This window comes from Xanthomonas sp. JAI131 (assembly GCF_013410075.1).
Lineage (GTDB): Bacteria > Pseudomonadota > Gammaproteobacteria > Xanthomonadales > Xanthomonadaceae > Xanthomonas_A > Xanthomonas_A bonasiae.
Genome location: NZ_JACCCN010000003.1, coordinates 583,477 through 598,110, shown reverse-complemented (window position 1 = coordinate 598,110; position 14,634 = coordinate 583,477). Strand labels below are relative to the sequence as shown.

At 68.9% G+C, this 14,634-nt stretch carries 7 protein-coding genes; 5 read left to right on the top strand and 2 right to left on the bottom strand.

The annotated features are described in order from the left end of the window. Window positions 1-232: 232 nt before the first annotated feature. The 3 genes from HDC36_RS15595 to HDC36_RS15585 all read left to right on the top strand — a co-directional run bounded on the left by HDC36_RS15595 (window position 233) and on the right by HDC36_RS15585 (window position 5,545). The gene (locus HDC36_RS15595) at window positions 233-3,124 is read left to right on the top strand and encodes a TonB-dependent receptor (protein WP_255432762.1); all 2,892 of its coding nucleotides are present in this window, start codon (window positions 233-235) and stop codon (window positions 3,122-3,124) included. A gap of 346 nt (window positions 3,125-3,470) precedes the next feature. Then, window positions 3,471-4,544 (top strand): 3-deoxy-7-phosphoheptulonate synthase, encoded by a 1,074-nt coding sequence (locus HDC36_RS15590; protein WP_179569049.1) that lies wholly within the window; start codon window positions 3,471-3,473, stop codon window positions 4,542-4,544. Between the two features lie 716 nt (window positions 4,545-5,260). Further along, a complete protein-coding gene (locus tag HDC36_RS15585; protein WP_179569047.1) occupies window positions 5,261-5,545 on the top strand; it encodes a GIY-YIG nuclease family protein in 285 nt (94 codons plus the stop codon). 405 nt (window positions 5,546-5,950) lie between these two features. On the opposite strand, the gene HDC36_RS15580 is transcribed toward HDC36_RS15585, so the two are convergent. Together HDC36_RS15580 and HDC36_RS15575 are read right to left on the bottom strand one after the other, a co-directional pair. Continuing rightward, window positions 5,951-7,195 carry a hypothetical protein gene (locus tag HDC36_RS15580; RefSeq protein ID WP_179569045.1) on the bottom strand — a complete coding sequence of 415 codons (1,245 nt, stop codon included), beginning with the start codon at window positions 7,193-7,195 and terminating at the stop codon, window positions 5,951-5,953. Next, the gene (locus tag HDC36_RS15575; protein WP_179569043.1) at window positions 7,195-8,715 is read right to left on the bottom strand and encodes an acetyl-CoA hydrolase/transferase family protein; all 1,521 of its coding nucleotides are present in this window, start codon (window positions 8,713-8,715) and stop codon (window positions 7,195-7,197) included. Before HDC36_RS15575 ends, HDC36_RS15580 begins: the two co-directional genes overlap by 1 nt. A gap of 158 nt (window positions 8,716-8,873) precedes the next feature. On the opposite strand from HDC36_RS15575, the gene HDC36_RS15570 reads away from it, so the two are divergent. Both HDC36_RS15570 and glnE read left to right on the top strand, forming a co-directional pair. After that, the gene (locus HDC36_RS15570; RefSeq protein WP_179569465.1) at window positions 8,874-11,075 is read left to right on the top strand and encodes a hypothetical protein; all 2,202 of its coding nucleotides are present in this window, start codon (window positions 8,874-8,876) and stop codon (window positions 11,073-11,075) included. 704 nt (window positions 11,076-11,779) lie between these two features. After that, on the top strand, window positions 11,780-14,608 hold the full coding sequence (gene glnE, locus HDC36_RS15565) for a bifunctional [glutamate--ammonia ligase]-adenylyl-L-tyrosine phosphorylase/[glutamate--ammonia-ligase] adenylyltransferase (protein ID WP_179569041.1): 2,829 nt from the start codon (window positions 11,780-11,782) through the stop codon (window positions 14,606-14,608). Window positions 14,609-14,634 lie beyond the last annotated feature (26 nt).

Genomic DNA, 14,634 nt, shown 5'->3' with positions numbered 1-14,634 from the left:
GTCGCCGCATTGCAGGTTAGGTCCGCGAGCGCGTCAGGGGATAGGCGCGCCCGCACCGCTCGTCTTCCTTCTGCGCGCCGATGAGGCGCAACGCAGCGCGTGCCATCGCACGCGTGCGGCTGCGCTGTGGGCAACGACACGAGGCTCCTCGTGTGGTCGCGGGACGGAGACGCGCATCGTCGCCGCCGTCGTCCGTCGGCGTTCCACGCCAGCCCGCAGCAGGGAGATCCGCATGCCTCGTCACCCCTTCACCACTCTCGCGCTCGGCATCGTGCTGGCGTTGCATGGCGCGCCCGACGCGCTGGCGCAGGACGCCGCCGACGATGTCGCGCCCAAGGCCGCCGCCACCGACCTGGGCCAGGTCGTGGTCACCGGATCGCGGATCAAGCGCTCGGAAGTGGAGGGCGCCGAACCGGTGGTGGTGATCAGCGCGCAGCAGATCCAGCAGGAAGGCTTCCTCACCGTGTACGACGTGCTCAACACGTTGAACCAGCAGGGCAGCGTCGAGGCCGATACCAAATACGGCTCGCACACGCCCAACGCCTCGCCGGTCAGCCTGCGCGACCTCGGCCCGGGCCGCACCCTGTTGCTGGTCAATGGCCACCGCGTCGCCGATTACCCGCAGCCGTATGCGGGCGAGAGCAACTTCGCCAACTACAGCAGCATCCCGTCGGCGGCGGTGGAGCGGATCGAGATCCTCACCGGCGGCGCCTCGGCGATCTACGGTTCCGATGCGGTGGCCGGCGTGATCAACGTGATCCTGAAGAAGGGCTACGAGGGCAACCAGGTGCGGCTGCGTGGCGGCACCGCCACCGAAGGCGGCCGTGACGTGTTCGACCTGTCCTGGGTCGGCGGCACCAGCGGCGACAGGTGGAACCTGACCTATGCGCTGCAGTGGACGCGGCGCGATCCGCTGTCGGTCGGCGAACGCCCGAAGATGGACGACCAGGACGACGAGTCCTACAGCAACTGGACCGCGCAGGCGCGCAAGTACGGCTTCAATTCCTACACCGGCCTGACCCTGCTCGACGCCGACACCAACCAACGCCTAGCCCCGCCCAGCGGCACCTGCGCGCGTTTCGGCGGCCAGTTCGTCGATTCGCAGCGGCTGAGCTACGACTACAACAGCGATACGCTCACCAATCTCGGCGGCTACTGCGGCATGGCCCACGACTACGCCGACTGGCTCGCGGCCAGCGGTGGCGACAGCGGCTCGGCCTATCTGTACGGCACCTTCGATTTCGACAACGGCATGCAGGCCTGGAGCACGCTGTCGGTGAACAAGAGCATCGGCTACTGGACCTACGATCCGCCCTACGTCTATCTGGGCCCGTTCCACGACACCGGCACCGACCGCAACCTGTACGCGATCCGCCAGCTGACCCGCTACGAATCCGGCGGCTGGAAGAACCTGGCCAACACCACCAAGGAGCTGTCCTGGGATCTGAGCGCCGGCCTCAAGGGCACGCTGGCCGACCGCTTCGACTGGGAAGTCGCGCTCGGCCGCGCGCGCTACACCACCGACGAATACGTGCGCACCGTGGACACGCAGAAGGCCACTGACTACTTCCTCGGCGCGCAGTTGGGCAGCACCGCCGACGGCACGCCGATCTACGACCTCAACGAGGAGCGCTGGTACCAGCCGCTCAGCGGCGCGCAGTACAACGACCTGGCGGTGAAGGCGCACAACCGGGCCGATTCGTGGGTCAACCAGGCCAGCGCCAACATCACCGGCGAACTGTTCCAGGGCTGGGCCGGGCCGATCAAGTTCGCCGCGGTCGGCGAGGTCGCCAAGCAGGGCTACCGGCTCGATCCGGATCCGTGCGCCAACACCTGCTATCCGCTGGACGTGGTCGACTACGGCGGCGGCGAACGCCTGCGCTATTCCGGCGGCATCGAGTTCGACGTGCCGCTGCTGTCCTCGCTCAACGCCAGCCTGGCCGCGCGCCACGACCGCTACGGCGACTACAAGTCCTACAACAGCGACCTGGGCTCGGCGATCGGCAAGCAGAGCGACACCACCTGGAGCGCCGGCCTGGAGTGGCGTCCGCTGAGCACGCTGCTGCTGCGTGGCAGCCTCGCCACCAGCTTCCGCGCCCCGGACATGCACTACGTGCTCGGCGAACCCAGCTCCACCCAGCAGACCGTGATCGACCAGTACCGCTGCATCCAGCAGGGCTACTACCTGACCGGCGGCTGCAGCGCCGAGAACGCCGACGTCTACTACCTGATGCAGGTCAACCGCCGCGGCACCCCGGACCTGGAATCGGAACACGGGCGCTCGGCCACCGCCGGCTTCGTGTGGGACATCGCCGACGGCCTGTCGCTGACCGTCGATTACTACAAGATCCGCCTGCAGGACATGATCAAGGACCTCAACCGCGATGAGATCCTGACCGCCGAAGCGGGCTGCCGCACCGGCCTGACCACTGCCGGCGGGGTGTGGGTCAACCCGGGCGGCGCCGAATACTGCGCGCGCATCGTCTCGCGGGTGACGCGCGACGCCGCCGGCCGCGTCGTCGATATCGAGCAGGGGCCGATCAACATCGCGCAGATGCAGGTCTCCGGCGTCGATGCCTCGCTGAAGTACCGCGTGAACACCGCGCGCTGGGGCAACTTCAGTTTCGGCCTGGACTACAACAACCTGATCAGCTATCGCGAGCAGACCTACCGCACCGACGCCTACAAGAACCTGCGCGACCAGAAGATCCGCAGCAAGCTGCGCGGCAGCGTGCACTGGGAGAACGGCGGCCCGCTGGACCTGACCGTCTACGCCAAGCGCTTCGGTTCCACCCAGGCGGTGAACTGGGGCACCTGCACGCGCTTCGACGACGGCTACCAGCCGAGCCCGTCGGACGAATGCCGGGTCACCGACAGCGCCAACCCGCACTTCGGCGACAGCACCAGCCGCTACTTCGGCCGCGTCGGCCCGGCGGTGTACTGGAACCTCACCGCCGGCTACCGCATCACCCCGAAGATGAAGGTGAACCTGTACGTCAACAACGTGCTCAACACCACCGGCTACGACAACAAGGAGCGCTACTACGGCTACCAGTTCTACAACACCACGCTGTACGACGCGATCGGGCGCGAGGTGGCGGCGGAGTATGTGTTCGATTTCTAGAGGCCGGGATTGGGGAGTCGGGATTCGGGATTGGGAGACGTCGCGAATCGCTGGGGCCGTCGGTCTTTGCGACTCCCCAATCTCCAATCCCGAATCCCGGCTCCATCCAGTTGCCAATGCAACTGTGGCGCCGCCAAAAATCCTGTGCTATCAATGCATCCCATGAACGCCAACCGCAGCTTTTATTTTTGGTACTACGGTTTTCCGATGCCGCTGGCGGAGGAAGGAGTGCGTTCACCCTGAAGGAAACTTCAGCCGCATCCCCGAAAGCCGCCAGCGAACCTGGCGGCTTTTTTCATGCCGCCGGACCTGGTCCCCCACCCAGAACCCGACCGAGAGATTCCCCATGGCTCCCCATACCGACGATCTGCGCATCCGCAAGATCGAACCGCTGACCCCGCCCGCCCACCTGCTGTCGCTGCTGCCCTGCGACGAAGAGGCCTCGCAGACCGTGGCCGCCTCGCGCGCGGCGCTGCACGAGATCCTGCACGGCCGCGACGACCGCCTGGCGGTGGTGATCGGCCCGTGCTCGATCCACGATCCGGTGGCGGCGATGGAGTACGCGCAGCGCCTGCGCCCGCTGCGCGACACCTACGGCGATGCGCTGGAGATCGTGATGCGGGTGTATTTCGAGAAGCCGCGCACCACGGTCGGCTGGAAGGGCCTGATCAACGACCCCAATCTCGACGGCAGCTTCGACATCAACAAGGGCCTGCGCCTGGCGCGCGGCCTGCTGCGCGACATCAACCGCCTCGGCCTGCCGGCCGGCGTGGAATTCCTCGACATCATCTCGCCGCAGTACATCGCCGACCTGGTGGCCTGGGGCGCGATCGGCGCGCGCACCACCGAAAGTCAGGTGCACCGCGAACTGGCCTCGGGCCTGTCGTGCCCGGTCGGGTTCAAGAACGGCACCAGCGGCGACGTCAAGATCGCGGTCGATGCGGTCGGCGCGGCCTCGCATCCGCACCATTTCCTGGCGGTGACCAAGGACGGACAGACCGCGGTCGCCACCACCACCGGCAATCCCGATTGCCACGTGATCCTGCGCGGCGGCAAGCTGCCCAACTACGACGCGGCCAGCGTCGCCGCCGCCGGCCAGGTGCTGGAGAAGGCCGGATTGCCGGCACGGTTGATGGTCGACGCCAGCCACGCCAACAGCGGCAAGAACCCGGACAACCAGCCGAAGGTGATCGAGGACATCGCCGCGCAGTTGGAGGCCGGGCAGACCCGCATCGTCGGCGCCATGGTGGAGAGCCACCTGGTCGGCGGCCGCCAGGAACTGGTGGAAGGCCAATCGCTGGTCTATGGGCAGAGCATCACCGACGGCTGCATCGATTGGGACAGCTCGGTGCAGGTGCTGGAGCGCTTGGCGCAGGCGGTGCGCGCACGGCGCCAGGCGCTGTTGTCGCAGGCGGCCTGAGCGGCGCGGCGGAGCGGCAGGCATCGGGCCAGGAGCCCGATGCGTGTCGCCCGAAAGATTCGCCGCTATCACGATGCCCGCCGTGGCCAGAGCAAAGTGGCAAGCACCACACGGCACGCGTGCGCTCTTTTGCACGCATGCCGCGCTTCTGTAGGAGCGGCTTCAGCCGCGACGAGCGAAGCCGCGATCGCTCCAACTCCGGTGACGGCAGGGGTGGAAGCCTCTTCCGCAGCGCGTGTAGCAGGGGGCGCACGTCTTTGTAGGCGGCTTCAGCTGCGCCATGCCGGCGTCGTCCAGCAAAAGGCTGGGTGCGCTTCCGATCCGGTGCGGGCACGGGTCATCGAAGCGGTGTTGATCTGGTGGCGGATTGCAGGCAACGCCCAGGGTGTCCGTTGCATGGCGCCCAAAAAGACCCGGCCGTGCCGTCGAATCCAAAGGGAGAGAGCCTCTTCATCGACGGCATCCGGCCGGTGGTGAATTTATGCGCCCGTGCCGTGGCTGCGGTTTGCCGGCGTGTGCCAGCGGCTGGCAAGGTGTTCGGGTTGCGTTAAAGCCGGTTTCGGGACGGTTCAGCGCCGCGACGCGGTCGCGATGATCGGCATCGGATGAGTCGGATCAGATCGGATGGGCAGAGGCATGCCCTGAGGTCGAGCGCATAGGGCAATGCAGCGCTCGCGAACGGTGGCGCAAATCGCGCGCTGGCCGATAATGCGTGCATGGCCGACTCCCCGCCCTGGTTCCTGTATCTGCTCGAATGCCGCAACGGCAGCTACTACGCGGGCATCACCCTCGACCTCGAGGCGCGCTACCGGGCGCATCTGCGCGGCACCGGCGCCAAGTACACCCGCGCCAACCCGCCGCTGCGGCTGCTGGCCAGCCGCGCCTATCCGGACCGCGCCGCCGCCTCGCGCGCCGAATACGCGCTCAAGCAACTGCCGCGCGCGCGCAAGCTGGCGTTCCTGAGCGAGCCTGAAGGGGTTTCGCTGTCAATTGACGCGTAACGGAGGCTGCGAAGGTTTCGGCCTCGATCGCGTCTGCGACCGGCCAGCATCGCTGCTTCGTTCGTCGCGACTGAAGTCGCTCCTACAGGAACTTGCGGCGAGCCTGCTGGGTGCACTGTGGGAGGGGCTTCAGCCCCGATGCGAAGTTCCTTGAACTGCCCGGCATACACCACCCAGGAGCATGCCGCCGGTTTCAGGAGCGCTTTCAAGCGCGGCCTGCTTCGGCGGGTGGAGCGGCCCCGGGCGGGGGGGGGGGGGCGAGTGCACGCTGGTCGGCGACTTCGGTCTGACCGGTTCCTCGGTCAGCACGTGGTGCAGGCAATCCGGCTGCTCTGCCAGTGCCGCGATCAGCTGGCGCGCATGCCGGATCACCAGGGTCTGCGCGTGCCGCCTACTCGGGCTGCGCTAGGTCGCGCCGATCGTTTGCTCGCCTCGGAAGGCATACGGCATTAACGGCTTCATGCGGTTGACCAGCAAATGTTGCAGGGCCTGTCGGTCATCGGCGAGCAGTACTTCGGTCTCGGCGAGGAAGCGCCGACTGTCCAGTCCTTCGCTCCATCCCAGTTCGCGATGCGCGGCCTCGCAGGCCTCGATCATGGTCTGCATCAGCCTGAAGACTTCGACCGAATCCGCTGCATGCTCCGCATCCGCGTCATCGGGTGCGGCGAAGTAGTCGCGATTGAAGGTGGCCATGGTGATGCGAAGGCGCCAGAACGGGCTGTAGTAGCGCTCGGATGCCGCGGTCTCGTCGAGCAGCAGGAACAGACAGGTCGTGCCGAGCAGCATGCCGCAGAAGAAGTTTTCGTTCGGCGAGTCGTCAGGGCCGAACTGCGGATAGTCGAGTTGGCGCCAGAGCACGGATGCCAGCCTTCCGGCGGTCTCGTCTGCATCCAGTTCTAGCAGTCGACGCTGGCTGGGAGGCAGGCGCTCGCAATGTACATCGCCTTGTATGTCGCACTCCTCCAGTAGCGCATCGTCACCGGACACATCACGCGTGAGTTGCAGATGGCCGCGATAGAAGTGCGCCAGCTCGTGCGTCAGCACCGTCACCGCCGCGTACAGCGTCGCCATGAGCACCAGCGGGTTGCCGTGCAGCGGCACCAGCCATGGCCCGTGCCTGGAGGGCGGGGCAGCAGCGCTGGACGCAGGAACCGCCGGTTCGCCACCGAAGGTCCGTACGAAGGACGGCGTCTGCAGGACAGCGCTGACGCGATGCGCCAGCTGCAGGAGAAGTCCGGCGTTGATGACGATAAAGATTGTGTGCTGTTTGGAGTCGAAGCTGGATTTCACGCAGGCGTTGACCTCCAGCGTCGGCGCGATGAATACGCTCAGCCGCCATGGCCACGCGGCGTCGCCCTCGCGAGGCGCCTTCGCACCGACGATGCGCTCGGCAACGCGCAGGAAGGCCACCACAATCGCTTCGAAGCAGTTGCGCTGCTTGTCGCCGAGTTCCAGCCCATTGAGGAAGTCCGCATCGAATCTGCTTCCTCCGCAACGAAAATGGATCCATTCGGCGGCCTCCATGTGCAGCGGTACGGGAAGATCGCCGACATGACACGTGCCGCGCGCAGGGTCCAGAAAGTCATGCAGGCGCAGCCTTTCCTCGCGTTCGGGTTTCAGTCCAAGCCTGCTCAGCAGTGCGTCCAGCATCACGTTGATACCCGCATCGTCCCGGTCTCCAACCAGCGCTGATGCCAGGACAGCGCCTCGGGCAGCAGGTGCGGGGTGTGCTTGCCGTAGCTGTCGTGCAGCGCGCGGTCGAAATAGTCTTCCAGCTGCGCGCGGTAGCTCGGGTCCACGCAGTGGTCGATCAGTTGCCGCGCGCGGTGCCGCGGCGGCAGGCCGCGCAGGTCGGCCAGGCCGTGTTCGGTGACGATGATGGAGACGTCGTGCTCGGTGTGGTCCACGTGGCTGACCATCGGCACGATCGCCGAGATGCTGCCGTGCTTGGCGGTGCTGGGGCTGAGGAAGATCGACAGGAAGCCGTTGCGGGCGAAGTCGCCGGAGCCGCCGATGCCGTTCATGATGCGGCTGCCCATCACGTGGGTGGAATTGACGTTGCCGTACAGGTCGGCCTCGATCATGCCGTTCATGCCGATGCAGCCCAGCCGCCGGACCAGTTCCGGATGGTTGGAGATCTCCTGCGTGCGCAGGATGATGCGCTCGCGGTAGAAATCGATGTTGCGCTTGAACTCCTCGTTCGCCTCCGGGCTCAGCGCGAAACCGGTGCACGAGGCCACCTTCAGCACGCCGCTGCGCAGCAGGTCGAGCATGCCGTCCTGGATCACTTCGGTGAAGGCGCTCAGGTCGCGGAAGCCGCTGCTGGCCAGGCCGGCCAGCACCGCGTTGGGGATGTTGCCCACGCCCGACTGCAGCGGCAGCAGGTTGGCCGGCAGCCGGCCCTTGCGCACTTCGTGCTTGAGGAAGTCGATCAGGTGCGCGGCGATGCGCTCGCTGGTGGCGTCGGCCGGGGTGAACGGGCTGTTGCGGTCCGGGCCGCGGGTGCGCACCACCGCCACGATCTTGTCCGGGTCGCAGCGCAGCGACGGTTCGCCGATGCGGTCGTCGGCGTGCAGCAGCGGGATCGGTTTGCGCTGCGGCGGCAGCGCGGTGCCGTAGTACACGTCGTGCATGCCGTCGATGCCGGCCGGCTGCCAGTCGTTGACCTCGACGATCACCTTCTTGGCCAGGTCCAGCCAGGTCTTGTTGTTGCCGATCGAGGTGGACGGGATCAGGCTGCCGTCTTCGCGGATGCCGGCCACTTCCACCACCGCGGTGTCGATCTCGCCGTAGAAGCCGAACCACACGTGCTGGGCGACATGGCTGAGGTGGATGTCGATGTAGTCCAGGGTGCCGGCGTTGATCCGTTGGCGCGCGTCCGGGTCGGTCTGGAACGGCATGCGCAGGGCGATGCCCTCGGCCTTGGCCAGTGCGCCGTCCAGTTCCGGCGCGGTGGAGGCGCCGGTCATCAGCCGGATCTTGAACGCCTGGCCCTGCAGGTGCGCGGCCTCGATCCGCTGCGCCAGCGCGATCGGCACCGCCTTCGGGTAGCCCGAGCCGGTGAAGCCGCTCATCGCCACCGTCTCGCCGGGCTGGATCAGTGCGGCGGCGGCCTCGGCGGTGACGATGCGTTCGCGCAGGCGCGGGTGGAGGATGCGTTCGGCGGACATGGGGCAACCGTGCAGGGAAGGGAGACCCCGATTATCGCGGATCGCGCCCGGAGTGGGTTTGCGGCGATGGTGCAATGGCGCGCCGCGGTCCGGCTTTCACGCGCCCCACGCCGCGCCGCGGCGATAGTGCGGCGGTGCCGCCCTTCGCCCGCCTCTCGTTGAATGCCGCCTTCGAACGCTACCGGCGCTTGCCGCGTCCGTGGCGCCTGCTGCTGCGCGGGCTGCTGATCGCCTATCTGCTGTACCTGCTGCTGGGCAACGTGTTCCTCAACACGCCGCTGTTCGACATGGCGACCAACCGCAAGCCGGAAAAATTCCGCATGCAGACCGGTCCGGCGCTGACCGTGCTGCCGGGCTTCGTCACCGCGTGGGACGTGCGCATGCGCGGGCATGTGCAGCGCAGCGTCTGGGTCCTGCGCGCGGATCGCGCCAGCGCGCGCATCGCGCTGTTGCCGCTGCTGCACCGCGAGGTGCGGTTGCCATGGATGGAGGCGGTGAACGTGATCGGCGAGATCGACCGCGTCGACGACGCCATCCCGCCGCCGCCTCAAAGCGACCAGGGCTGGACCCTGCGCTTTGACGCGATCCACAGCGGCACGCTGCGCCGGGCACGCATCGGCGAACTGGCGATCGAAGGCAAGGGCCACGGCACGGTGGGGTTCCTGAAACAACTCAAGGGCGGGCCGTCGGAACTGTTCCCGTCGCAGATCGTGTTCGACGACGCCAGCGTGCGCTACGGCAAGCGCCAGATCGCCGACCAGGCGCACCTGGACGCGCGTTTCTCGTTCCCGCGTCACTACCGCGCCCAGGCGCCGGGCCTGCGCAAGCTCGGCATCGCCGACCTGGCGCTGCAGTTGCACGGGCGCAGCGTGGCACTGCGGATCGACACCGCCGGGACCCACACGCGCTTGAGCACCGAGCCTGGGCTCGGCCATGTGGACGCGAACCTGCGCATGCGGCGCGGCGAACTGCAGCCGGGCAGCAAGCTCACCTGGCGGGTGCCGCTGCACGCCGGCGTCGGCGCCACCGACCGCGGCGTGCTGGCGCTGTTGCTCGACGTCGATCGCGACATCCGGTTGCGCGCGCGCCTGCCCGGGCAGGTCGATCCGCGCAGCATGCTCGATGCCGATATGCGCATCGCCGGGCGCAGCGTGCCGTTCGCCGAGCCGGCGGCGCTGTTGCCGCGCGTGTCCGGCACGGTGCAAGGGCGCTGGCATTTCGAATCGCTGAACTGGATCAGCGACCTGCTGGTACGCAAGCCGTGGTTCCGGCTCGACGGCGGCGGCGACGTGTCCGCCGATCTGCGCCTGGCGCACGGCGCGCTGCAGCCGGGCAGCCGCCTCGACGTGCCCGACGTGCAGGCCGTGGCCGATGTGCTGCGGCTGCGCATCCGTGGCCAGGCGCAGGCGGTCGGACGCATCGTCGGCACTGCCGCGCAGCCGCGCACCCAGGTCGACGTGCGCATGCGCACCTTCGCGCTGGCGCCGCTGGCCGAACCCAAGGCGATCTTCGTGCAAGGCGAGAACCTGCGCCTGGACCTGGAGGGCGATGGCGCGCTGGCGACGCTGAAGGAATCGTTGCAGGCGCGCATGCGCTTCGACGATGCGCGCGTGCCCGACCTGCGCGCCTACAACCGCTACCTGCCGGCATCGCAGGTGCGCGTGCTGGGCGGCAGCGGATCGCTCAGCGGCGACCTGCACCTGGACGCGGCCGGGCAGGTGGGCGAAGGCAATGTGCGCGTGCGCGGCCGCCAGGCGCGGCTGCAGGCGGCCGGACTGGCGCTGGCGGGCGACCTGGATCTCGATGCGCGGCTGCGGCGCGCGGAACTGCAGGGCAAGCGCTTCGACCTGAGCGGCAGCACGCTGCGCCTGCAGGGCGTGCGCTACGGCGACGGCGCCAAGCAGCGCGACTGGTGGGCCACGCTGCGCGTGCCGCAGGGACGCATCACCGCAACGCAAGCCACGCAGGCCGATGCGCAGGTGCAGATCCAGATGCGCGATGCCGGTCCGGTGCTGGCGGTGTTCGCGCAGCGCAGCGATGCGCCGGCCTGGCTGCTCAAGCTGGTCGACGCCGGGCAACTGGATGCGAGCGGCCAGCTGCGCTGGCGCAAGGACGCGCTGTGGCTGGATCGCTTGCAGGCGGAAAACCAGCGCCTGTCGCTGCGCGCGCGCCTGCGCGTCGGCGATGCCGGCACCCAGGGCGAGCTGTATGCGCGCTGGGGCGTGCTCGGCGTCGGCGTGGCGCTGCGCGGCGAACAGCGGCAATGGCATCTGCTCGGCGCGCGCGAATGGTACGAGCGGCAACCGGCGTGGTTATCGGACACGCTGCCCGCTCCAGCCCCGACGCCGTCGGCGCCCTGACCCGGCATAAGCCGTGATCCTCTTCGTGCGTGGTCGTCATCGCGTCGCCAGATGCACCGCCGACGAGAGACGGTAGGAGCGGCTTCAGCCGCGACGAACGAAGCGATAGACCTTCATGACTCCAGCCTCTGTCAGGCCGAAGCACTTCCACCGTGCACCTAGTCACTTCACTGCACGTCCCTGTGGGAGCGACTTCAGTCGCGACGAACGAAGCGATGGACCCTTCCAACTTCAGGCCACTGTCGGGGCTGAAGCCCCTCCTACAGTGCACCCAGCAGCCTCGCCGCAAACCCCTTGCCGACTTCAGTTACGACCGATCGCCAGATCGCCCACGGCGCGTTCGCAGTAGCAACGCCCCCCGTGAAGACAGTGCGTCGCCGCATACTGCATCGCAGCAGAATGTACCGCCCGGTTTCATTTTGCAGTGCAGCGTGCAATGTGCGAATAAAGCGCCCAAGATCAACCTGCATCCCGACGTGGGGGAGGGAGCAAGGCCCGCTGGCAGTTCGCTGCAAGCGGGCTTTTTTTTGCCTGGAGTTCGGACAGCGCATGTTGCCATGCGGCCGTTCTGCCAGCGCCAACCCCAGCGATTGAACGCAGGCAGCACGGCGCAGCGCCGTTCCTGCCGGCGGGCTGGCCGCAAACGTCGTCCGGGCGACATGCGGCCTCTGTCTGCCGACGCGCCGGAATGCCAGAATCGACGGATGTCCGCCTCCTCCCCGCTTGTCCCCGACACCGTGCAACCCGTGCTCGACCGCAACCTGGCGCGCTTGCGCCAGGCCGTCGGCGCGCGACCCTGGCCCGATCGCCCGGGCTTCGACGCCGACCTGCAGCGTGCGGTGCTCGCCAGCGAGTTCCTGCTCGATACGCTGTGCCGGCAACCGACCCTGCTCGAGCCTCTGGCGCAGCCCGATCCGCCACCGTTGCCGGTGCCGCAGCTGGATTCGGCGCAGCCGGCGGCGTGGCCGGCGCAGCTGCGCCGCTATCGCGCGGCGGCCTCGGCGCGGCTGGTGTGGCGCGACGTGCTGGGCCTGGACGACGTCGATGCGACCCTGGCCGGCAGCACCCAGTTGGCCGAGACCTGCCTGGGCATCGCGCTGCAGGCGCTGGAAGGCGAATTCGCCACGCGCCACGGCGTGGTCCGTGCCGCCGACGGCAGCGCGCAGCGGCTGGTGGTGTTCGGCCTGGGCAAGCTCGGCGGCGGCGAACTGAACTTCTCCTCGGACGTGGACCTGGTCTACGCCTATCCGCAGGGCGGCGAATCCGATGGTGCGCGTGCGCTCGCCGCCGAGGAATATTTCGCGCGCCTCGGGCAGCGCCTGGCGCGGCTGCTGGACGAGACCACCGCCGACGGCTTCTCGCACCGGGTGGACCTGCGCCTGCGTCCGTTCGGCACTGCCGGGCGGGTGGCGCTGTCGTTCGCCGGCATGGACCACTACTTCCAGCGCGAGGGCCGCGACTGGGAGCGCTACGCCTGGCTGAAGGCGCGCGCGGTGGCCGGCGACATCGCCGCCGGCGAGGACTGGCTGCAGACGCTGCGCCCGTTCGTGTACCGGCGCTACCTCGACTTCACCGCGCTCGACGGGCTGCGCGAGATGAAGGCGGCGATCACCGCCGAAGTCGCGCGGCACGATCGTCTCGACGACATCAAGCGCGGTCCCGGCGGCATCCGCGAGATCGAATTCCTGGTGCAGTCGCTGCAGCTGATCCGCGGCGGCCGCGAGCCGGCGCTGCGCGAGCGCCGCCTGTTGCCGGCGCTGCAGGCGCTGGTCGCTGGCGGCCAGGTCGCGGCCGCCGATGGCGCGGCGCTGGCCCACGCGTACCGCTTCCTGCGCCAGGTCGAAAACCGCCTGCAGATGCTGCGCGATGCGCAGACCCATGCGCTGCCGGAAGACGCGCTGGACCGCGCGCGCATCGCGCTCGGTCTCGGCTACGCCGACTGGACGCAGCTGTATGCCGCGTTGCAGGTGCAGCGCGACCGCGTCGCCGCCGAATTCGCCGAGTTGCTGGCGCCGCGCGTGCAGGCCGTGGCGCCGGATGCGCTGGCCAGTTACTGGCGCGGCCTGCCGGACGAAGCCGGCACGCAGGTGCTGGCCGCCGCCGGCTTCGCCGATGCCGAGGGCGCCGACCAGGCGCTGCGTGGCTTCGTGCAGTCGCTGGGCGTGCGCACGCTGTCCGATGCGGCGCGCGCGCGGCTGGACCGGGTGCTGCCGGCGTTGCTGCACGCCGCCGCGCGCTCGCCGCAGGCCGATGCCGCGCTGCACCGGGTGCTCGGCCTGCTGCAGGCGATCCTGCGCCGCGCCAGCTATCTGGCCTTGCTCGACGAACAGCCCAGCGCGCTGGCGCGGCTGGTCGATGTGCTCGCGCGCAGCGCGTTCCTGTCCGAACGGCTGGTCGCGTATCCGTTGCTGCTCGACGAACTGCTCGACAGCCGCGTCGCCGGGCCGATGCCGGACCGGGCGGCGATGCAGCGGCTGTGCGACAGCGCGGTCGCTGCGGCCGGCGACGATCCGGAAGCCGCCCTGCGCGGCCTCAACGAAGCGCGCCAGGCGCTGAGTTTCCGCATCGCTCTGGCCGCGCTGGACCGGCGCCAGCCGGCGGTGCACAGCGCCCGCCAGCTCGCGGAACTGGCCGAAGGCGTGGTGCTGACCGTGCTGCGCCTGGCCCGTGCCGAACTGGTCGCGGCCCACGGCGAAGTGCCCGGCGGCAGTTTCGCGATCGTCGGCTACGGCAGCCTCGGCGGCATCGAACTGGGTATCGGCTCGGACCTGGACCTGGTGTTCCTGTACGACCATGCCGCCGGCGCGGAGGCCTCCAGCGGACCGCGCCCGCTGGAGAGCGGGCGCTGGTTCGCGCGGCTGGCGCAGAAGGTGATCGCGTTGCTCGGCGCGGTCACCGGCGGCGGCCGCCTGTACGACATCGACGTGCGCCTGCGCCCGGACGGCGGCAAGGGCGCGCTGGTGTCGTCGCTGGCCAGCTATACCGAGTACCAGCGCGAGCGCGCCTGGACCTGGGAGCACCAGGCGCTGGTGCGCGCGCGTGGCGTGGCCGGCGATGCCGTGTTGCTGCACCGCTTCGAGCAGGTGCGAGAACAGACCCTGGCGCGTTCGCGCGACGCGGCGCAGCTCCGCGAGGAAGTGTTGAAGATGCGCGCACGCATGCGCGCCGAACTGGATCGCAGCGATGCCGCGCGCTTCGACCTGAAGCAGGGCGCCGGCGGCCTGGTCGATCTGGAATTCCTGCTGCAGGCCGGGGTGCTGCTCGGCGCCGCGCAACAGCCCGAGCTGACCGTGCCGCGCGCTACGCCGGCGCTGGTAGACGCATTGGCGGCCAGCGCATGGTTCGATGCGCCGACCGCCGTCGCGTTGCACGAGGCGCACGCGACGCTGGTCGATGCCGGCTTGGCCTGCACGCTGGACCGGCGCCCACGGCTGACCGCAATTACCCCCGCGATCGAGCACGCGCGCGCGGCGATCGCCGCCGCGGCGCAGGCCAAGGGACTGGCATTCGAGCCAGGGCGCAGCGGCCGATAGCGCGGCGGGCCAGCCGACGGTCCGCC

Excerpts from the sequence above, each read along its gene's own strand:
- glnE (WP_179569041.1), top strand. The coding sequence starts at position 11,780 with ATGTCCGCCTCCTCCCCGCTTGTCCCCGACACCGTGCAACCCGTGCTC.
- HDC36_RS15595 (WP_255432762.1), top strand. The coding sequence starts at position 233 with ATGCCTCGTCACCCCTTCACCACTCTCGCGCTCGGCATCGTGCTGGCG.
- HDC36_RS15575 (WP_179569043.1), bottom strand. The coding sequence starts at position 8,715 with ATGTCCGCCGAACGCATCCTCCACCCGCGCCTGCGCGAACGCATCGTC.
- HDC36_RS15580 (WP_179569045.1), bottom strand. The coding sequence starts at position 7,195 with ATGCTGGACGCACTGCTGAGCAGGCTTGGACTGAAACCCGAACGCGAG.
- HDC36_RS15585 (WP_179569047.1), top strand. The coding sequence starts at position 5,261 with ATGGCCGACTCCCCGCCCTGGTTCCTGTATCTGCTCGAATGCCGCAAC.
- HDC36_RS15590 (WP_179569049.1), top strand. The coding sequence starts at position 3,471 with ATGGCTCCCCATACCGACGATCTGCGCATCCGCAAGATCGAACCGCTG.